This window comes from Streptomyces sp. Ag109_G2-15 (assembly GCF_900215565.1).
GTDB classification, from domain to species: Bacteria; Actinomycetota; Actinomycetes; order Streptomycetales; family Streptomycetaceae; genus Streptomyces; species Streptomyces diastatochromogenes.
This window is the reverse complement of record NZ_OCNI01000002.1, coordinates 296,005-313,448: the sequence shown is the minus strand read 5'-3', so window position 1 is coordinate 313,448 and position 17,444 is coordinate 296,005. Positions and strand designations below refer to the sequence as shown.

The window sequence follows — 17,444 nt, the reverse complement described above, 5'->3', positions numbered from 1 at the left end:
CCGTGACGCTCTCTGCGGGGCCCGCCGGGGCGTCAGCCAACTGGTCCGATTCCGGACTCACCGGCCTGGCCGCGGAGAACGTGCGGCTCAGGGCCGAATCCGCGCGCCGCCATCTGGTCGATCTCGCGACAGGTGTTCTCGCCGCCCAGCTCGGGTTCTCCGTCGCCGACGCGGCCGCGCATCTCGAAGCTCTCGCCCAGGCGACCGGAGTCCCGCTGGTGGATCTCGCCGCGGACGTCGTGAACTCGGTCGCGGCGCCAGGCGACCCGCCCGTCGTTCCGGGTCCGGTCCCACCGTTCCAAGCCCGGCAGCAGCGCAGGACCGCCGCGGCCGCCGAGACGACGGACAGCGTGAGTGACGCGGCCCGCACTCTGCTGGAAGGAGCCCTCGGCCCGCTCGGGGCGGACAGTCTGTGGCTGTGGCGGTTGACCGGCGCCGGCTGCCTCAGCCTCGCGGGGCACGCCGGGGTCGGGGCTGCGGAGGCCGCGGCCTGGCGTTGGATCTCGCCGGCCGTCCCCGAGCCGTTTCGCACCGCTCTTGTCGGCAGTGATCCCCTGTGGCTGGAGAACGGGCCGGCCGAAGGCTGCCCGACGCCGGGAGCACGGGCGGACGCGGCCAGGGCCTTGCTGCCCCTGCGGCGTCAGGGCGAGACAGTCGGCCTGGCGTTGGTGGGCTGGCCGGGTCCCACACTGCTCGACGCCGCGGTACGGAGCGCTGTCACCGATTTGATGGGCATGGCGGTCAGGGTCCTGGACCTTCCGGACAGCGAGCAGCCGGCCGTGCCGGTGCTGGTCGACATGCTCGACACTCTCAGCCATCCGGCGGCACTCCTGCGGACGAGCGACACGACCGGGGCCGTGGTCGTCGAACACGTCAACGCAGCGGCGGTCGCCGCCCTCGGTGGAGCGCTCTCGGCCCACGACAAGCACCTGTCGCGTGCCTTTCCGCTGGCCCACCAGGAGCTCACCTCGCTGGTCCGGCGGGCCCGTCACGGCCGCCGTCCCCAGCGTGCCGCCCGGTTGCCGGCGATCGGCCGCCCGGAGCCGGGCGAGGCGCCCGCACCGCTGCTGGATGTCCGAGTCCTTCCGACCGGGAACGAGCGGACCCTGCTCCTGTGGAACACCGCGAGCGATTCCGGCCTCGCGGCCGATCGCGCCGTTTCCCGGCTGCAGAGCGTCGCCACCTTCCAGGACAGCCTGACGGGCGGCGAGACAGTGTGGTCGGAGCAGGCCTACGCGATGTTCGGGATGGAGCCGGGCGACGCCCCGGTGCCCCTGCTGGCGTTGCGGGGACGGATCCACCAGGGCGACGACGCTGCCCTCACGGAACTGCTGCGAGCACTCATGGAAAGCCGCACCGGCGCCCAGTCAGTGCTGCGGATCGTGCGTCCGGACGGATCCGTGCGTCACATCCGGGTGGCGGCGGAGCCGCTGCTCGATGGGGAGGCTGTCACCGGTTTCGTCGGGGTGTACCAGGACGAGTCGGCGATCCATCGAACGCAACTCGTGCTCAGCGCGACCTTCGACAGTCTGACCGCGGTCCGCGACCAGGCGGCGATACGGCACCGACTGGCTCTCCAACTGCAGCAGGCCATCGTTCCCGAGGTCCCCGACCTCCAGGAGCTGCCCGGCGGCCTGGTCGTCGCCGCTCGATACCGTCCGGCGGCGGAGGAGTACCAGGTCGGCGGCGACTGGTACGACGTGTTGCCACTGCCGGGCGGCAAGGTGCTGGTGACCGTCGGCGACATCGCCGGGCACGGGATCGACTCTGTCACCGGCATGGTCGCATTGCGCAACGCCCAGCGGGCGCTGGCCTTCACCGGCAGACCGCCCGGGCAGGTGCTGGGCTGGCTCAACGAGGTGGCCCTGCGCACGGGTGAGGGGACCACCGCGACGGCGGTGTGCGCCATGTACGACCCGGACGCCGGGGACTTCGTCTGGTCGAGTGCCGGGCACCTCCCCCTCCTGCTGCTCAGGGACGGTCGGGCGCGCCTGCTGGAGACTCCGCCGGACGTCCTGCTCGGCGCGGTGCCGTCGTCGTCCTATCACGAGCGCCGCATCGTGCTGCGGCCGAATGACACGCTGCTCCTGTACACGGACGGCCTGATCGAGCAGCGGCACGACGGGCTGGACCTCGGGCTCGCCCACCTCGTCGCCGCGGTCGAGGAGCTCGCGGCCGGCGGCAGTCTGGGGCTGCTGATCGACGGACTGATCGGGTTGGCCATGGGGGACACGGACGACGACACGTGCATCGTCGCGGTCGGGGTGCGCTGAGCCGCGTACCGATGAGGGGCGCGACCGGGCGCCGCTGTGCTCCGGGGGCGAGGGGCCGCCCAGCCCGGGCTCTCACCTCGCCAGCTGGCGATGGATCATGGCGAGCAGTTCCGCCTCGTCGACCGGCTTGGCCAGGTAGTCGTCGGCGCCGGCCTTCAGGGCCCGGGCACGATCGCCGGGCATCGCCTGCGCGGTGACGACGATGACCGGGAGGTTCGCGCGGCCCGGGAGTCCACGGATCTCCTCGATCGCCTCGTACCCGTCCATCCCCGCCATCATCACGTCCATCAGCACAAGCTCGATCTCGTCGTACTCGGTCAGCACTTCGATGGCCCGGCGTCCGCCGTCGGCGGTCACGACCCGCAGCCCGTCGGTCTTCAGGACCTCGGTGAGAGCGAAGACGTTGCGGTGGTCGTCGTCCACGATCAGCACGGTCGCGCCGGACCGTTCCTCGGAAGGCTCCGGAAGCGTGCGCTCCCGGGGCTGAGGGGCTTCGCTCGTGGCAGCCGCGGCCGGTGCGGGCTGCTTCGCGTGGTCGGGGAGGTACAACGTGAAGCGGCTGCCGCGACCCGGGGCGCTCGTGACCTCGATGGCACCGCCGATGAGTGTGGCGACTTCTCGGCTGATGGAGAGACCGAGTCCGGTGCCACCGTAGCGGCGTGCGGTGGTGCCGTCGCCCTGATGGAAGGCCTCGAAGATGTGCCGGAGGCGTTCCGCGGGGATGCCGATTCCGGTGTCGGTGACACGGAAGGCGAGGACCGGCTCGGCACAGCGCAGATCGGCGGGCGTCTCGGCGGCGTCGGCGTATTCCACCGTCAGTGTGACGCCCCCTTCGTCCGTGAACTTCAGCGCGTTGGAGAGAAGGTTGCCCAGCACCTGACGCAGCCGCGCCTCGTCGGTGGTGAGGCATTCGGGTACCTCGCGCGCCACGGACACGGTGAAGTCGAGCCCACGTTCGTCCGCGACGGGACCGAATGTCGCCTTCAGATGGTCCAGGAGCTGGGACAGCCCGAACGGCTCGCGCCGGACCTCCATCTTTCCTGCTTCCACCTTGGACAGATCCAGGATGTCGTTGATCAACTGCAGCAGGTCGGAACCGGCCGAGTGAATGACCTCCGCGTAGTCGACCTGCTTCTTCGTCAGGTTGCCGTCGAGGTTCTGGGCGAGGAGACGGGCCAGGGTGAGCAGACTGTTCAGCGGCGTTCGCAGTTCGTGACTCATGTTGGCCAGGAACTCGGACTTGTACATCGAGGTACGGGACAACTGCTGGGCACGCTCCTCCAGCTCCTGCCGGGCCTGCTCGATGACCCGGTTCTTCGACTCGATGTCCTTGTTGCGTTCGGCGAGGAGCGCGGCCTGCTCCTGCAGTTCTGCGTTGGACCGCTGGAGCTCCTGCTGCTGGGCCTGCAACTCCTTCGTCTTGGAACGGAGTTCATCGGCGAGACTCCGCGACTGGGCGAGCAGTTCGTCGGTGCGCAGGTTCGCCACCAGCGAGCTGAGCACGGCTCCGGCGCTCACCACGAACCGGTCGAGGAAGTCGCGGTGCAGGGCGGTGAAGCTGTGGAGGGCGGCGAGTTCGACGGCGCCGAGCACCAGGTCCTCGACCACGATCGGCAGCACGATGAGCGCTGTCGGCTCCGCCGAGCCGACAGCGGATGACACGGTGGCGTACCCGGGGGGCACCTTGTCGACGAGCAGTGCTCGTCTGTCGCGGGCGGCCTGGCCCACGAGTCCCTGACCGATGCGGAACCGGCGCGGTGTGCCGGACTCGGTCGGCTCCGGGAGTCCGTAGCCGGCTGCCATGACCAGCTCGGGTCCGTGCTCGCCCTCTTCGGCGACGAAGAAGGCGCCGTACGGGGCCGAGACCAGCGGCGGCACCTCCGCCATGATCAGTTCGGCTATCTCGGGCAGGCTGCGGGTGCCCTGGAGCAGTCCGGTGATCCGGGCCAGATTCGTCTGCAACCAGTCCTGCTCCTGGTTGGAGCGGGTCGTCGCGCGCAGCGACTCGACCATCGCGTTGATGTTGTCGCGCAGTTCGCCCACCTCGCCCGGGGCGTCGGCGGTGATGGAGCGGGTGAGGTCTCCCTCTGCCACGGCGCTCGTGACCTCGGCGATGGCCCTGACCTGCCGGGTGAGGTTGCCGGCGAGCTCGTTGACGTTGTCGGTGAGGTCCTTCCAGGTCCCGGACACGCCGTGGACCGTGGCCTGACCGCCCAGTTTTCCCTCCGTTCCCACTTCGCGTGCCACGCGCGTCACCTCGGCGGCGAACGACGACAGTTGGTCCACCATGGTGTTGATGGTGGTCTTGAGTTCCAGGATCTCGCCTCGTGCGGCGACGTCGCTGCGACGGGTCAGATCGCCCTGTGCGACGGACGTGGTGACCTGGGCGATGTTGCGCACCTGGTTGGTCAGGTTGTCGGCCATGGAGTTGACGTTGTCGGTGAGGTCCTTCCAGGTCCCGGACACGCCGCGCACCGTGGCCTGACCGCCCAGCTTGCCGTCCGTACCGACCTCTCGTGCCACGCGGGTGACCTCCTCCGCGAACGACGAGAGCCGGTCGACCATGGTGTTGATCGTTTCCTTGAGCTCCAGGATCTCGCCGCGCGCGTCCACCCGGATCTTCTGGGTGAGATCGCCGCGGGCGACGGCGGTCGCCACCTGAGCGATGGAGCGCACCTGAAGGGTGAGGTTGTCGGCCATCGCGTTGACGCCGCTGATGAGCTCCTGCCAAGCCCCCTCGACCCGCGGTTCCCGCACGCGACTGCCGAGCAGACCCTCGTCGCCCACCTCGCCGGCGACTCGCGTGAGCTCGGAGGTGAGGAGGGCGAGCCGGGCGACCATGTCGTTGTAGACCGCGGCTATGTCGCCGAGGGTTCCGCCGGAGTCCTCGGGGAGCTGGACGGAAAGATCACCGTCCCGTGCCGCGGTGAGTCCGGTGAGCAGTCGACGCAGGCCGTCCTCATCGGGGCCGGCTGCCGCCGGGGCCGTGCCGAGGCGTGTTGCTTTGCGCTTTGCCATGGGGCCACCTCGTACGAACGGGCGACGCGTGGGAGTGGTCCGGGCCGGGATGCGGCCGCGCACACCGCGCTTCCACTCTAGGACCGGTCCGGAGCTTCAGCTTCCGGGACGATGTCCACCTCGAACCAGACGGTCTTGCCGCCATGACGGCGGAGTACGCAACCCGAGCGCGCCGCGAGCCGCTGGACGAGATACAGCCCGTGCCCCGAGGCGCGAGCGGCGTGATGTCGGCCGTGCGGACGAGGAGCCTCCCGGGTGTTGTCGCTGACCTGCACCCACAGTGCCCGCTCGGTTGCCGTGAGTTTCAGTTCGGACGGGAGGCCCCCGTGCGTGCAGGCGTTCGTGACCACCTCCGACACCAGCAGCACGGCGTCGTCGGCGGCTTTCCGGCCGGGCGCGCCGGCGCTCCCGAACCACTCGAGCAGTGCCTGTTGCGTGAAGGCGCGGCACTGAGCGACCACTCCGTGTCCCGTCGTGAGTTCGTAGCGCCACGAGTGGCCGCCGGTCGGCTGCGTCTCGGCCCTGGCCATGCGCTGCGGCTTTCCGATGCCGCACGTGTCAAACCATCGTGAAGGGCATACCGTGTTAAAGCATCTTAAAAGGGAAGAATCTTTACAAGACGCTCAACCGACGGACCCCACCGCAGGCACCGCGGCGCAGGCCCACCGCCACCGTCGAAGGAACTCATGTCCACCACCCAGACGTCCGTCACCTCCGGCCATGACGCGGGAGCCGTCATGCGGCGCGAGGCGCTTGCCGGACTGCCCGAGATCACGCGGCCCACCGAGGTCTCGACGGATGACGCACGGTCCCTCTCGGTGGCCCTCTTCGTCCGCCTGCGCGACCTCGAGGAGGGCACCCCCGAGTACTCCTACGTGCGCAACACCTTGGTCGAACTGAATCTCAGTCTCGTCAAGTTCGCCGCCCGAAGGTTCAGGGACCACGCCGAGGAGGCGGAGGACATCATCCAGGTCGGCACGATCGGCCTGATCAAGGCCATCAACCGTTTCGATGTCGACCGCGACATCGAATTCTCGGCGTTCGCCCTGCCGACGATCGTCGGCGAGATGAAGCGATTTTTCCGAGACACCACCTGGGCCGTCAGAGTGCCCCGACGACTCCAGGAAATGCGGATCGACATGGCGAAGACCGCCGATCGTCTGGAACAGCGGCTGGGGCACCGGCCCAGCCGTGGCGAGCTCGCCGCCCAGATGCATGTCACCGAGGAGTGTGTGGCCGAGGGCGAACGCGCGGCGAACGGGTATGCCGCCCGCTCCCTGGACGCGCCGGTCGAGGACGACGACACCGACGCGCTGCGTCTCATGACACGCCATCTGGCCACATCGGAGCCGTCGTACGAGCTCGTCGAGGCCTTCGAGTCACTCAAGCCGTTGATCGGGCGGCTGGATGAACGGGATCGCCTCGTCCTGTCGCTGCGCTTCGGTGAGGAGCTCACCCAGAAGCAGATCGGTGAACGCCTCGGACTGTCGCAGATGCACGTCTCGCGTCTGCTGAGACGGATCCTGGGCGAGCTCAGAGCGGGCTTGGTCGACGACGGTCCCGCCGCGCGCGGAGAGACGCCGGCCCGGGCGGGCGGGTGACCTCCACCCATACGACCTTTCCACGGGCGAGATTCGGCTTGGCCTCCGATCCCCACGCGCCGGACAGCCGGTCGAGGACCATGAGGCCGTGTCCCCCGGGGAGTGCGGGCGAGCGGTGCGCCTGAGCATGTGGATGCTCGGGGCTGGCGTCGGACACCTCCACGCGGAGCCGTCCGCCGGCGTGCCGGAGGACCAGCTCCTGCGGGCCTCCGGCGTGCAGACAGGCGTTGGTGACCACCTCCGACACCAGCAGCAGCACATCCTCGGCCCGTTCGCGTATCTCCGGCGTTTCGGCCGGGAGCCAGCCCCACTCGGCCAGCGCCGCCGCGGTGAAGTCACGGCAGCGTGTCACCGCCCCGCTCGTGCCGCGCAGGACGAGCCGTCTGACCTGCTCGTGGTCGGCGCCTTTCGTCGTCATGATCCCTCCGCGGCTCCGACCGCCGTGCGTCACGTGCCTGCCTGGCTGTCCGTGAGCGCAGCCTCGACGTCCTGGAACACCCGGAAGACGTTGTGAGCGCCTGTGATCTCGAACATGCGGTCCACCGGCGGGCGCAGCCCGGCGAGATCCAGGCGCCCTCCGTGGTGGAGCATGCGCAACCGGGCCTTGAGCAGGACGTTCAGGCCGGTCGAGTCGCAGAACCGCAGCCCGGAGCAGTCGGCAATGATCCGCCCTGCTCCGATTCCCTCCTCCAACGCCTCCTTCAGGGGCCCTGCCGAGTCGTGGTCCACCTCGCCTGTCATGACCAGTACGACTGTGTCCGTCCGGGTCTCGGGCAGCGTCTCCACGACGAGCCGATCGCCTTGGCCTGCGCCCATCGCGCGATGGTTCGTTGCCCGCTGTTCAGCATCCACGGCAACGCGCACCTCCTCCCGGCACCCGAGAACGGGCAGGATTCCCCGTAAGGGGGATATGCCCAGATAGTCGTGCTATACCCCATTATTCGGCGTTGCGAAGGGTCCCGTGCGCTCCGAGTCACCGCGTGAGCTGAGAAGACGGCCGCCGCCAACGCGGCGTTGAACTGGCCCGCTGGCGAACAGCGCCCTGGCCCGCTCCGCGCATGCCCCGTACGCAGGGAACATGCACGACGTCCCGCTCGCCGCGAGCGGCTGCCCACTGACGCAGCCGAGGTGAGTTTCCGGAACCCGGATGACGAGGAGGTTCTGATGACCACCACTGAAACGCTGATCGTGGGCCGTGAGTTCCGGGAACGGCCGGCTGGCCGGTGAACGCGAGTTGCGCTCGCGTGAGAAGCGGTACGACGACCTCGACATCAGAACGCTTTCCCGGGAGGATCGCGAACGGTACGCCGAGGAGTGGAATCGCCTGGAACAGCATTTTGTCGACAGGCCCAACGAGAGCGTCGGGGAAGCGGACCGTCTGGTCACTCGGGTCATGAGGGACCGCGGCTACCCCGTGGAGGACTTCGAGCAACGGATCAAGGACCTCTCCGTCGAGCATGCCACCACCCTGGAGCAGTACCGTGCCGCGCACGACGTCGGTCTCCGCAGCGGGCGCGGCGGCGCGACCACGGAGGAGTTGCGCGGCGCGATAGTGCATTACCGCACCCTTTTCCGGGAGTTGCTCGGCAACCCCGGGAGCGAATCCCGTCACCACGGGACCACGAGGCATGACGCGGCTTGAGACCGCAGGAAACGAAGTGAACTGAGAGGAAACCCCGCGACAATGCGAGAAACGCGTCGGACACCGAACTGACGACGGAGGACCTGGCCCGAACCGAACCGGAACACGTGTCCGGTGAGTCACCGGCCGTCTACCCGGGCGAGGCGACTCCGGAGCCCGCACGGGCCGAAGAGGGCGAACAGCCGACCGAAGGGCTCCGTGTCGCGCTTCGGCGTTACCGTACGTTCTTCAACCAGCTGCTTCAGGTCTGAGAGCCGCGCGGCTGCGGCAGTGCCGTAGCGCGGTTGTAGCCCACTGACGGTGTGCAGTGCCGGACACACCGATGGGTGAGCACCCGGTGAAGCGGGTGGTGTGGGGTACCCGGCGGACGGGCGCGGTGACAGCGCCGGGCCCGAGCCCGGAAGGGGATCGAAATGGCCAGGAATGTGCGCGACGTCATGACCGATGCTCCGACGACCGTGGATGCGCAGGCGTCGGTGACGTCGGTGACCCAGGTGATGCGCGACGAGGGGGTCGACCTCGTCCTGGTCATGGACGGCGGCGATCTGATGGGGTTGGTCAGCGATCGCGACCTGGTCGGAGCTGTCGCGGACGGGGCCGACCCTCGGCAGATGCCCGTGGCCCGAGCGGTGTCCGGGGATCTGATCACTGTTCAGGCGGACGAAGACATCGCGCACGCCGCACGGACGATGCGTGAGCGGTCGGCTCGGCGTGTCGCGGTGATCGACCACGGTGAACCCGTGGGTCTCGTTTGCCTCGACGACCCGGCCATCAAGGCGACTTCGGCGCCTACGGTGGCGCCGACGCCGGATCTCCACGGCGGCGCGGGACCCGGGGAATGACGAGGAGCGAGCCGGGAGTGACCAGCGGCCCCCTGGAGCACCAGGACAACAGGAAACGAGGACGACGGGGAAGGACTGGCAGCGCACGGCCGACCGCGCCTGCAAGCTCGGGGAGCTGACCGGCGTGGACGCCACCGCGTACCCCGGGACTTCGCCAGTCTGGCGCACCCCACTAGTACCCCGCTTCGTGCGGGTACTCGGACCGAGCGGCTCCCACGGGGTGACCTGTACGGACCTCACGCAGAAGGAGGAACGGCCATGGGCGTGGTGAAGGTCCGGGAGGGCCAGGGCCATGACGCGACGCCCTTCCTCCCGGCGCGGCGCGCGAGACTGCCCGGGCTGCGGAAGGCGGCAGCGCGGTGCCATGGCTGCCCGCTGTACCAGGAGGCGACCCAGACGGTGTTCGGCGAGGGCGACACGGACGCCCGCGTCCTGCTCCTCGGTGAGCAGCCTGGGGACCAGGAGGACCGGCAGGGCAGACCCTTCGTCGGCCCCGCGGGCAAGGTACTGAGGCGAGCCCTCGTGGATGCAGGCATCGATCCGGAACGGGTCTATGTCACCAACGCGGTCAAGCACTTCAAGTTCACGGTCCCCGAACGCGGTAAACGCCGCATCCACAAGGCTCCGACCCTGCGCGAGATCACGGCCTGCCGGCCCTGGCTCGTGGCCGAGCTGCGGGTCGTGTCACCGCAGGTGGTCGTCGCGCTCGGTGCGACGGCGGGCAAAGCCCTGCTCGGCTCCGCATTCCGGGTGACCGAGCAGCGTGGCGCCCTGCTGCCCTGGCCGGGCCTCGACACTAGCGGGGACGGAGACGGCACGGGCGAGGCCGACGAAGGGCCCCGCGGGCTGGTGGCGACGATCCATCCCTCCGCCGTGCTGCGCGCCACCGACCGTGCGGCGGTCTACGACGGCCTCGTCGCCGATCTGCGCCTCGTGGCAGACGTCCTCGCGGACGGCGACGGGCGCGCCCGGAGAGGTGACGGCCGATGACCTTCCCGCATCCCGCCGACCGGGGCGGCGACCGGCGCCGGGGGTTCGAACGGCTCGCGGAGACCGCGTCGAGGTTCACCAGCTCCCCCTGTTCTTCATGTTCTGCCTGGCGCTGGTCGCACGGATGGTGATCGTCCATGCCGCCGGGTTTGGCACGGAGTGGCAGGTGTTCGCCGGGGACTGCATGACGGCCGTGACGCTGCTCCTGCTCGCCCTGCTGAAGAACTCGGAGCTACGGGCCGAACGCGCCATCCAGCGCAAGCTGGACGCCATCGCCTCCGCCCTGCCGTGCACACACCTGTATCGCGTGGGCACCGGCCTCGACACCGTGTGGAACCACCACGCCGATCGGCACCTGCCGGTAGTTGGAGCCATCCGTGGAGTAGGCGCCCCTGGTGCCCGGATCGAAGCGGACCTCGGCGTCGGCCTCGTCGTGCAGAGCGGCGGCCAGCCCATCGCTCCGTCCGGGTCGGTCGCCGGCCCTCTCGCTCATGATCGGCCTCCAGTGCTCGTACCGGCACGCATCGGGTGACTCGGCCATCGGCATCGGGTACCCCGGCATCGCGGAGGAAACAGCGATCAGAGTGCCGGCATCGGTACGACGCCACACCCTGAGGGGATAGAAAAGCGGGATCCCGGTGGCGTGAGGATCGGGATCCCGCTGAGAGCTGGAACGTCAGTGCTTGAAGACGTCCTTCGCCTTCTCCTTCGCCTGGCGCGCATCGCCCTTCGATTTCTCGGCCTGTCCCTCTACGGCCAACTTCTCGTTGCCTACGGCGCGGCCGACAGTCGCCTTGGCCTTGCCCTTGGTCTGCTCCATCTTGGCCTTGGCCTTTTGGTTCTTGGCCATTGTCGTTCACTCTCCTCACCGCGTGCAGCGTTCGCGGCCACCCACTCCGGGTACCCGAGGCGGGCGGGAAAACACGCCCGCGGCTTTCAGGGTTTGTGCGGCCCGATGAAAAGGAGTCGGCCCATGGTGCGATTCGGATACACGATGATGACCGAGCAGGCTGGTCCGCAAGACCTGGTGACGCATGTCGTCCGGGCCGAGGAAGCCGGATTCGACTTCTCCGTGACGTCGGACCACTACTTTCCGTGGTTGGATGAGCAGGGGCACTCGCCGTACGCCTGGAGCGTGCTCGGCGCAGCCGCGCAGGCCACCTCGCGGATTCCCCTGATGACCTACGTGACGTGCCCGACGATGCGTTACCACCCCGCAGTCGTCGCACAGAAGGCTGCGACGATGCAGCTGCTGTCCGGCGGCCGGTTCCGGTTGGGTCTGGGCTCGGGAGAGAACCTCAACGAGCATGTCGTGGGTGGTGGTTGGCCCGCCGCCGACGTGCGCCAGGAGATGCTCGCCGAGGCGATCGAGATCATTCGTGCGCTCTTCGACGGCGGTTACGTCAACCACCACGGCAGGCACTTCGACGTGGAGTCGGCCAGGCTCTGGGACCTGCCCGACAGCCCGCCGCCCATCGGCGTGGCGGTCTCCGGGCCGCAGTCCTGCGAGCTGGCGGGCCTTCTCGCCGACCTGATGATCGCGGTCGAGCCGGACGCGAACCTCGTCACCGCCTTCGACGAGAACGGCGGTGCCGGCAAACCGCGCGTAGGTCAGCTGCCGGTCTGCCACGACCCGGACCGCGATGAAGCCGTACGGCGGGCACATGAGCAGTTCCGCTGGTTCGGCGGCGGCTGGAAGGTGAACGCCGAGCTGCCCGGGACAGCGGCCTTTGCCTCCGCAAGTATGTACGTGCGCAAGGAGGATGTGGCGGACTCGATCCCGTGCGGGGACGACCCGGAGGTGTTCGCCGCAGCTGTGCGCCCCTATGTCGAGGCGGGTTTCTCCGAGATCGCCCTCGTCCAGGTCGGCGGGGCCTCACAATTGCCCTACCTCGACTGGGCGGAGAAGACGCTGCTCCCCGCGCTGCGCGAGCTCTGACCCGGGCGCGGGTGATCAGCCACCGCGCGCCCGGCAGCGTAGGCACAGGACCGGACGGCTGCGCAGGTCCCACACCGTGCGTCGGGGTGAGGAGCAGGCACGTGGCGGACCGAAGGCGAACACCTTCCCCCCGTCGCCACCGTCAGTCGGCCTGATCGGGCGGCAGGAGCGTGCCGAGCGGGCCGAGGTCCAGATTGAGGTCCTCCATGGCCAGGCCGTAGCGGGCGCACAGATCGCTCATGCGGTCGTGGAGGATCATCAGCGTGGTGCCCAGACGCTCTTCCTCCTCCTCGGTGAGGTCGCCCTGGTCGACGCGGTGCAGCGCCTGCCGCTCCATGAGCTGCCGCAGCAGCTCGACCAGAGTGAGGACCAGCCTGATCAGGTCGCGTTCGACCGTGTCGGGATCGGTGCGGATGCGGCGGGCGGGGTGCTGCGGCTCCGGCCGTCCGGCCGGCGTGATGTCGTCCGGTACGGCGGGCAGCAGCCGGAACGCCCGGGCGGCCGCTTCGGCGATCTCGCCAAGGCGGTCGGGTGGATCGGGGCGTCGGCCGTCGGCTGCGCCCGTCACGGCTCGTCCTCGGGGCGTGTCGAGGTCTCCCACGGTGACGGGTTCCGGGCGCTCACGGAGACGATCAGCGCCCGCAGGGAGATACGGACCAGGTCGATGTCGGCGATCGACAGCACCACATCGCCGGTAAGGACGACGCCGCCGCTCAGCAGACGGTCGAGCAGGTCGATGAGGGCCACCTGGCGCTGTTCCAGCGGGTCGGCCCCCGGCGGCCGCTCTACGCCGGTCATGGCGCCGAGTCCGGTGCCGGGCCCTCCGCGCCGAAGGGGACGGCGAAGGAGTACGGCGCCCAGGGCCCGGTGACGTCGATGCGCACGCCGGGCAGTCCCCGGGCGGCCTCGAGGACCCGCGCGCGGAATTCCGCCGCCGTCTCGTGCGCGAGGAGATAGGCGTCGTTGACGACGTTCTCCCCGGCGCCGGTCGCGAGTTCCCCTTGCTGCAGCCGGTGCCGGGCGTGACCGGCCGCCATGTCGCGGCCGATCGCCTCGACGTGTTCGGCGGCCTGCCGGGCGGCCCGGTAGGACTCGTCGCGCGAGTGGCGTTGGACACGACGGGCGCGCAGGTAGGCCCGGCCGGGGCTGAGTCCCTCGGAGGTGGCGGTCGCGCTCGCCTCGCTGGTGACCTGCACGTCCGGCTGCCGGTCCACGTAGATCTTGACGCCCCATTCGAGGTGACCGGCAAGTCGCCGCACGGCCTGCGAGAACTGCTGCGCGTCCGCGCGCAGCATCGTCTCCACGCGTCTGTCGTCCAGGTACACCGTGGCGAGCCGCAGCGGCAGTACGGTGGTGTGCGCGGCCAGGGCGTCGATCACGGTGTGGTGAGCGCGGGCGACGGCCTCCAGCCAGTCCAGGTCCTCGAGGTGGCGCCGCAGTGCCATCTCCCGGAAGTCCTGGGCGGGCACCGAGCTGACGGCGGCGGCGAGCTCGTTCCCGGGACTCGCCCGCACCAGGCGGACCGGCGCCCCGGCCACGCCTGCCACGCCGTCCAGGGCCGCGGCGAGTCCCTCGATGTCGCGGAGCACGGCATAGGCGTAGGTGACCGGCTCAGTCATCAGCCGCTCCGCTCCTGCGCCTGCTGGAAGATCGCGAGGTGGTGCGCCGGCCGGCGGTGCGCTGATCCTTGCCCGGCGACAGCTCCCGCTCCTGCTTCAGCGCCTCGATCTCTGCGTGGAGCCGCCTGTTCTCCTCGGCCAGTGCGCGCTCGCCGGCGCGGGAGGACAGCGCCGGATCGTGCTCCCACCAGTCGATTCCCATCTCCCTGGCCTTGTCGACGGAGGCCACGATGAGCCGGAGCCTGATGGTGAGCAGCTCGATGTCGAGGAGATTGATCCGGATGTCCCCCGCGATGACGATCCCCTTGTCCAGGACGCGCTCCAGGATGTCGGCCAGGTTCGCCGAGGAGCCCTGTCCGTAGCCGTACGGGGACATGGCCCGGGACGGGTACGAACTCAGTCGGTCGGGAGCCGGTTCCGGCACGGCGGGCACCTCGATTCCAGCTCAGGGAGCGGTGTCGCCCCGCCGGTAGGCCGCGATCTCCTCCAGGCGGTCGAGGAGCCGGTCCTCGTGCTCGTCGAAGGTCTTCTGGTCGATGCGGCCCTCGAGCAGTGCTCGCTCCAGCGAGGCGAGTTCACGCTCCACGGGCTCGGGGTCGTAGTACTCCCGCTCAGCGGCTTCCTTCACCCGGTCGGCGACCCAGCCCACGCCCCGCACGGGCGCCAGCGGAAAGGTGAGGATCTGGGTTAGCAGGCCCATGAGCGCGCCTCTCAGACGAAACTGTACGGGGGCAGCGGTCCGCTCAACCGGAAATCGCACTCCTCGCCCAGTTGGTTGGCCAAGCTGATCTCCGTCGCCAGGAACATCTCCTCCTTGTCCTGCTGGACCAGGAAGGAGATGTTGAGGAAGTCGTGGCCACCGGGTGACGTCAGGCTCTCGTCGCGTACGTACGGGCGCAGGGCCTCCACGATGCCCGCGGCGAGTGCCTGCTGCCGCACCTCGGCTTCCTGCGCGACCAGTTCGCCGAGCGCCAGCGACATCTCGGGGGTACCGGAGCCGTCGCGTGTGGCGGCGTTGAGTTTGCGGGCCTCCTCCGATTCCAGCAGGATCCGGCGCAGCAGTGCCGCCTCCTCCCAGGAGACCTTCAGGTTGTACTCGGTGGCGCCCTTCAGGTTCTGCAGCTGTTCCTGGTACGTGTCAGCGCTTTCTTCCAGGGCTGCGCGAACGACTTCGTCGTTCTCGGCCGTCATGCCGAACCGCAGCGGCAGCACCGCTCCGTCGGCCATCAGCCGCTCCTGGACCTGTTGGTGCGCCAGGACGTCGCGGCGCCTGGGGCGCAGGTCCTCGGGCGCGTCACTGACCACCGCACACAGCACTCCGGCGGTCACCGTACGCAGCGGGCTGGGAGGATCGCCGACGCCATGCACGTCGTCCAGCCGCATCGGATGGTCCTTCGAGGTGATGGAGTAGACGTAGACGGCCATGGTCACTCCCTCTGCCGCCGGGAAGTCCGTCCGGCCGGTCGGCGGCGGCGCTGCTGCCTGGGCTCCTCCTCGTACTCGGGTTCCTCCTGCTCGTCTTCCCCGTTCTCCTCGTACTCCTCCTCGTCCTCGCCCTCCTCTTCCGCGTCGTCGCCGGTCAGGGTGTCCTTGACAGCCTCGACGGCGCCGGTCAGGGCTCCTTTGGACTTGCCCTCGGCACCGCCTTCGGTGATCTCGCCGACGAGGTCGGTGAGCTGCGTGGGCTGCTTGCTACCGGTTTCGAGATCGAGGCGGTTGCAGGCCTCGGCGAAGCTGAGGTAGGTGTCCACACTGGCGACGACGATGCGGGCATCGATCTTGAGTATCTCGATGCCGACGAGGGACACGCGGACGAAGACGTCGATGACGAGACCGCGGTCGAGGATCAGATCCAGGACGTCGTACAGGCTGCTCGTGCTTCCGCGCGAGATGCTGCCTCCGCTCTGCGGCACCACGGTCATGGCGCCTCCCTTCACCACCCCCTTGTGTGTGTCAGCGGCGCCGGTCGATCTGACCGCGTGTGTAGCGGCGGATCCGTTCGTACGCCAGCAAGTCACCCTCCTCGTCCAGCGTCACGTGGTAGGTGCCCAGGACGCTGGTGGTCTCGGGGACCCGCTCCAGTTCGAGTACCTCCACATCCGCCTCCCACCCCTCCTCGGTCGGTTTTATTGCCGACACCGACTCGGGGGCACGTCCGAGGAGTTCCTCGAGCTGCTCTGCGGCAGTTCGCATGGCCCATGCCGCCGAGTGCTTGCCGGGCTTCGATGCCCTGCCTCTGCGCACGCGGCGTGCGGTGTCGTCACCGTGGGAGGGTCGCCTGCCACTCCCCGTGCCGTCCTTTTCTGACGCGGCCATGTTTCCAACTCCGTCGCTGGGGCAGCGCTTACATGTCACTCAAACGTACTATTTCACCATATGCACCTTATGAGTGCGCCGCGACGGGCCACCGGCGGCCGCGCCGCCGTGCGAGCGCGCAGCGGCTCGCCGGAGGGAATGACCGATGAACGATACGACGAAAATCACTCTCGCTGCCGCGGTCGCCGGTGGCTACGTCCTCGGCCGTGCGAAGAAGGGGCGACTCGCCTTCGGAGTGGCCACCTATCTCGCGGGCCGCCGTTTCGGCCTCGAGCCCCAGCAACTGCTCACCGAAGGGCTCCGCAAGCTTCAGGAGCTGCCGCAGGTCGCCGACCTCAACGACCAACTGCGCGGCGAATTCAAGGACGCGGGCCGCAAGGCTCTCGCCGCCGCGGCCGACCGCAAACTCACAGACCTCGCGGACGCCTTGCACGAACGGACCACCCGTATCGGCAGCGAGAAGGAAGAGGAAGAGGAAGAGGAGGAGTACGAACCGGAGGAGGAAGAGGCAGAGCCCGAGGACGAGGAAGAGGAGCCCGAAGAGGAAGAGGAAGAGCCCGAAGAGCCCGAAGAGGAAGAAGAAGAGCCCGAAGAGGAAGAGCCCGAAGAGGAACAGGAAGAGCGCGAAGAGGAAGAGGAAGAGCCCGAAGAGGAAGAGGAGGAAGAGCCGGAGGAGACTGAGGAATTGGAGGAGGAAGAGGAGCCGGGGGCGAAGAAGGCCACATCCAGGCACAGGCGCCCCACCCGCCGGGCTCAAGGTGCGAGGAAGGAGTCGGAGGAGGAGCCCCCCAGGCGCCGGCGCACAGCCAAGCGTCCTTCCGCGCGGCCCGCGTCGCGCACAACGACAGCCCGCAAGACCACCGCCAGGAAGGCACAGCCGGCGAAGAAGGCCGCTGCGAAGAAGAGCGCGGCACCGGCAAGGAAGGCCGCTGCGAAGAAGAGCGCGGCACCGGCAAGGAAGGCCGCTGCGAAGAAGAGCGCGGCACCGGCAAGGAAGGCCGCTGCGAAGAAGAGCGCGGCACCGGCAAGGAAGGCCGCTGCGAAGAAGAGCGCGGCACCGGCAAGGAAGGCCGCTGCGAAGAAGAGCGCGGCACCGGCAAGGAAGGCCGCTGCGAAGAAGACTGCCCCCAGGAAGACCGCGCCCAAGAAGACTGCCGCGAAGAAGACGACGGCCAAGAAGGCGTCCACACGGCGGAGGTAGGCC

General features: G+C 69.2%; 20 protein-coding genes and 1 pseudogene. 7 read left to right on the top strand and 14 right to left on the bottom strand.

The features are described 5' to 3' along the window. Nucleotides 1-2: 2 nt before the first annotated feature. Nucleotides 3-2,273, top strand: coding sequence for a SpoIIE family protein phosphatase (locus tag CRP49_RS37970; protein ID WP_097257957.1), 2,271 nt, complete (start codon nt 3-5; stop codon nt 2,271-2,273). Between the two features lie 72 nt (nt 2,274-2,345). On the opposite strand, the gene CRP49_RS37965 is transcribed toward CRP49_RS37970, so the two are convergent. Both CRP49_RS37965 and CRP49_RS37960 read right to left on the bottom strand, forming a co-directional pair. Continuing rightward, the gene (locus CRP49_RS37965) at nt 2,346-5,291 is read right to left on the bottom strand and encodes a HAMP domain-containing protein (protein WP_097257956.1); all 2,946 of its coding nucleotides are present in this window, start codon (nt 5,289-5,291) and stop codon (nt 2,346-2,348) included. Between the two features lie 77 nt (nt 5,292-5,368). Next, on the bottom strand, nt 5,369-5,821 hold the full coding sequence (locus CRP49_RS37960) for an ATP-binding protein (protein ID WP_097257955.1): 453 nt from the start codon (nt 5,819-5,821) through the stop codon (nt 5,369-5,371). Nucleotides 5,822-5,977: 156 nt separating this feature from the next. Here CRP49_RS37960 and CRP49_RS37955 point away from each other — a divergent pair, with 156 nt between their 5' ends. Then, a complete protein-coding gene (locus CRP49_RS37955; RefSeq protein WP_097257954.1) occupies nt 5,978-6,892 on the top strand; it encodes a SigB/SigF/SigG family RNA polymerase sigma factor in 915 nt (304 codons plus the stop codon). On the opposite strand, the gene CRP49_RS37950 is transcribed toward CRP49_RS37955, so the two are convergent. Both CRP49_RS37950 and CRP49_RS37945 read right to left on the bottom strand, forming a co-directional pair. Continuing rightward, nucleotides 6,825-7,310: an ATP-binding protein gene (locus tag CRP49_RS37950; protein WP_097257953.1), complete on the bottom strand. Its 486-nt coding sequence runs from the start codon at nt 7,308-7,310 to the stop codon at nt 6,825-6,827. The two genes, CRP49_RS37955 and CRP49_RS37950, sit on opposite strands and share 68 nt — an antisense overlap. A gap of 29 nt (nt 7,311-7,339) precedes the next feature. Beyond that, on the bottom strand, nt 7,340-7,708 hold the full coding sequence (locus tag CRP49_RS37945; protein ID WP_097257952.1) for an STAS domain-containing protein: 369 nt from the start codon (nt 7,706-7,708) through the stop codon (nt 7,340-7,342). Between the two features lie 379 nt (nt 7,709-8,087). On the opposite strand from CRP49_RS37945, the gene CRP49_RS37940 reads away from it, so the two are divergent. The 3 genes from CRP49_RS37940 (at nt 8,088) to CRP49_RS37930 (ending at nt 10,366) form a co-directional block, all read left to right on the top strand. Next, nucleotides 8,088-8,534 (top strand): hypothetical protein, encoded by a 447-nt coding sequence (locus CRP49_RS37940; protein WP_097257951.1) that lies wholly within the window; start codon nt 8,088-8,090, stop codon nt 8,532-8,534. 413 nt (nt 8,535-8,947) lie between these two features. Then, entirely contained in the window at nt 8,948-9,376 is a 429-nt protein-coding gene (locus tag CRP49_RS37935; protein WP_097257950.1) for a cyclic nucleotide-binding/CBS domain-containing protein, read from the top strand. Between the two features lie 258 nt (nt 9,377-9,634). Beyond that, nucleotides 9,635-10,366 (top strand): UdgX family uracil-DNA binding protein, encoded by a 732-nt coding sequence (locus tag CRP49_RS37930; RefSeq protein WP_097257949.1) that lies wholly within the window; start codon nt 9,635-9,637, stop codon nt 10,364-10,366. Nucleotides 10,367-10,640: 274 nt separating this feature from the next. Here CRP49_RS37930 and CRP49_RS48555 read toward each other — a convergent pair. After that, nucleotides 10,641-10,859 (bottom strand): annotated as a pseudogene (locus CRP49_RS48555) (hypothetical protein); the annotation flags it as partial. Between the two features lie 183 nt (nt 10,860-11,042). Next, nucleotides 11,043-11,216 (bottom strand): CsbD family protein, encoded by a 174-nt coding sequence (locus CRP49_RS37920; RefSeq protein WP_097257948.1) that lies wholly within the window; start codon nt 11,214-11,216, stop codon nt 11,043-11,045. A gap of 123 nt (nt 11,217-11,339) precedes the next feature. Between CRP49_RS37920 and CRP49_RS37915 the strand changes: the two genes are divergently transcribed. After that, entirely contained in the window at nt 11,340-12,305 is a 966-nt protein-coding gene (locus CRP49_RS37915; RefSeq protein ID WP_097257947.1) for an LLM class F420-dependent oxidoreductase, read from the top strand. A gap of 142 nt (nt 12,306-12,447) precedes the next feature. On the opposite strand, the gene CRP49_RS37910 is transcribed toward CRP49_RS37915, so the two are convergent. The 8 genes from CRP49_RS37910 to CRP49_RS37875 form a co-directional block, all read right to left on the bottom strand. Beyond that, nucleotides 12,448-12,873, bottom strand: coding sequence for a gas vesicle protein K (locus tag CRP49_RS37910; protein ID WP_097257946.1), 426 nt, complete (start codon nt 12,871-12,873; stop codon nt 12,448-12,450). Beyond that, on the bottom strand, nt 12,870-13,103 hold the full coding sequence (locus CRP49_RS37905; protein ID WP_094222803.1) for a gas vesicle protein: 234 nt from the start codon (nt 13,101-13,103) through the stop codon (nt 12,870-12,872). The genes CRP49_RS37910 and CRP49_RS37905 overlap by 4 nt, the downstream gene beginning before the upstream one ends. After that, nucleotides 13,100-13,924, bottom strand: coding sequence for a GvpL/GvpF family gas vesicle protein (locus tag CRP49_RS37900; protein ID WP_097257945.1), 825 nt, complete (start codon nt 13,922-13,924; stop codon nt 13,100-13,102). Before CRP49_RS37900 ends, CRP49_RS37905 begins: the two co-directional genes overlap by 4 nt. Next, entirely contained in the window at nt 13,917-14,300 is a 384-nt protein-coding gene (gvpJ, locus tag CRP49_RS37895) for a gas vesicle protein (protein ID WP_097259240.1), read from the bottom strand. The genes CRP49_RS37900 and gvpJ overlap by 8 nt, the downstream gene beginning before the upstream one ends. Before the next feature lie 69 nt (nt 14,301-14,369). Further along, nucleotides 14,370-14,624 carry a gas vesicle protein GvpG gene (locus CRP49_RS37890; protein ID WP_097257944.1) on the bottom strand — a complete coding sequence of 85 codons (255 nt, stop codon included), beginning with the start codon at nt 14,622-14,624 and terminating at the stop codon, nt 14,370-14,372. An 11-nt stretch (nt 14,625-14,635) separates the two neighbouring features. Next, entirely contained in the window at nt 14,636-15,349 is a 714-nt protein-coding gene (locus CRP49_RS37885; protein ID WP_097257943.1) for a GvpL/GvpF family gas vesicle protein, read from the bottom strand. 2 nt (nt 15,350-15,351) lie between these two features. After that, complete coding sequence (locus CRP49_RS37880) at nt 15,352-15,846, bottom strand: gas vesicle structural protein GvpA (RefSeq protein WP_097257942.1); 495 nt, start codon at nt 15,844-15,846, stop codon at nt 15,352-15,354. Nucleotides 15,847-15,877: 31 nt separating this feature from the next. Continuing rightward, nucleotides 15,878-16,240 (bottom strand): gas vesicle protein, encoded by a 363-nt coding sequence (locus CRP49_RS37875; protein ID WP_097257941.1) that lies wholly within the window; start codon nt 16,238-16,240, stop codon nt 15,878-15,880. Nucleotides 16,241-16,385: 145 nt separating this feature from the next. Between CRP49_RS37875 and CRP49_RS47230 the strand changes: the two genes are divergently transcribed. Beyond that, complete coding sequence (locus CRP49_RS47230; protein WP_179851973.1) at nt 16,386-17,441, top strand: histone protein; 1,056 nt, start codon at nt 16,386-16,388, stop codon at nt 17,439-17,441. Nucleotides 17,442-17,444: the final 3 nt, after the last annotated feature.

Coding starts and splice junctions, on each gene's coding strand:
- CRP49_RS37965 (WP_097257956.1), bottom strand. CDS start 5,291: ATGGCAAAGCGCAAAGCAACACGCCTCGGCACGGCCCCGGCGGCAGCC.
- CRP49_RS37960 (WP_097257955.1), bottom strand. CDS start 5,821: ATGGCCAGGGCCGAGACGCAGCCGACCGGCGGCCACTCGTGGCGCTAC.
- CRP49_RS37955 (WP_097257954.1), top strand. CDS start 5,978: ATGTCCACCACCCAGACGTCCGTCACCTCCGGCCATGACGCGGGAGCC.
- CRP49_RS37950 (WP_097257953.1), bottom strand. CDS start 7,310: ATGACGACGAAAGGCGCCGACCACGAGCAGGTCAGACGGCTCGTCCTG.
- CRP49_RS37945 (WP_097257952.1), bottom strand. CDS start 7,708: ATGGGCGCAGGCCAAGGCGATCGGCTCGTCGTGGAGACGCTGCCCGAG.
- CRP49_RS37935 (WP_097257950.1), top strand. CDS start 8,948: ATGGCCAGGAATGTGCGCGACGTCATGACCGATGCTCCGACGACCGTG.
- CRP49_RS37930 (WP_097257949.1), top strand. CDS start 9,635: ATGGGCGTGGTGAAGGTCCGGGAGGGCCAGGGCCATGACGCGACGCCC.
- CRP49_RS37920 (WP_097257948.1), bottom strand. CDS start 11,216: ATGGCCAAGAACCAAAAGGCCAAGGCCAAGATGGAGCAGACCAAGGGC.
- CRP49_RS37915 (WP_097257947.1), top strand. CDS start 11,340: ATGGTGCGATTCGGATACACGATGATGACCGAGCAGGCTGGTCCGCAA.
- CRP49_RS37905 (WP_094222803.1), bottom strand. CDS start 13,103: ATGACCGGCGTAGAGCGGCCGCCGGGGGCCGACCCGCTGGAACAGCGC.
- CRP49_RS37900 (WP_097257945.1), bottom strand. CDS start 13,924: ATGACTGAGCCGGTCACCTACGCCTATGCCGTGCTCCGCGACATCGAG.
- gvpJ (WP_097259240.1), bottom strand. CDS start 14,300: ATGTCCCCGTACGGCTACGGACAGGGCTCCTCGGCGAACCTGGCCGAC.
- CRP49_RS37890 (WP_097257944.1), bottom strand. CDS start 14,624: ATGGGCCTGCTAACCCAGATCCTCACCTTTCCGCTGGCGCCCGTGCGG.
- CRP49_RS37885 (WP_097257943.1), bottom strand. CDS start 15,349: ATGGCCGTCTACGTCTACTCCATCACCTCGAAGGACCATCCGATGCGG.
- CRP49_RS37880 (WP_097257942.1), bottom strand. CDS start 15,846: ATGACCGTGGTGCCGCAGAGCGGAGGCAGCATCTCGCGCGGAAGCACG.
- CRP49_RS37875 (WP_097257941.1), bottom strand. CDS start 16,240: ATGGCCGCGTCAGAAAAGGACGGCACGGGGAGTGGCAGGCGACCCTCC.
- CRP49_RS47230 (WP_179851973.1), top strand. CDS start 16,386: ATGAACGATACGACGAAAATCACTCTCGCTGCCGCGGTCGCCGGTGGC.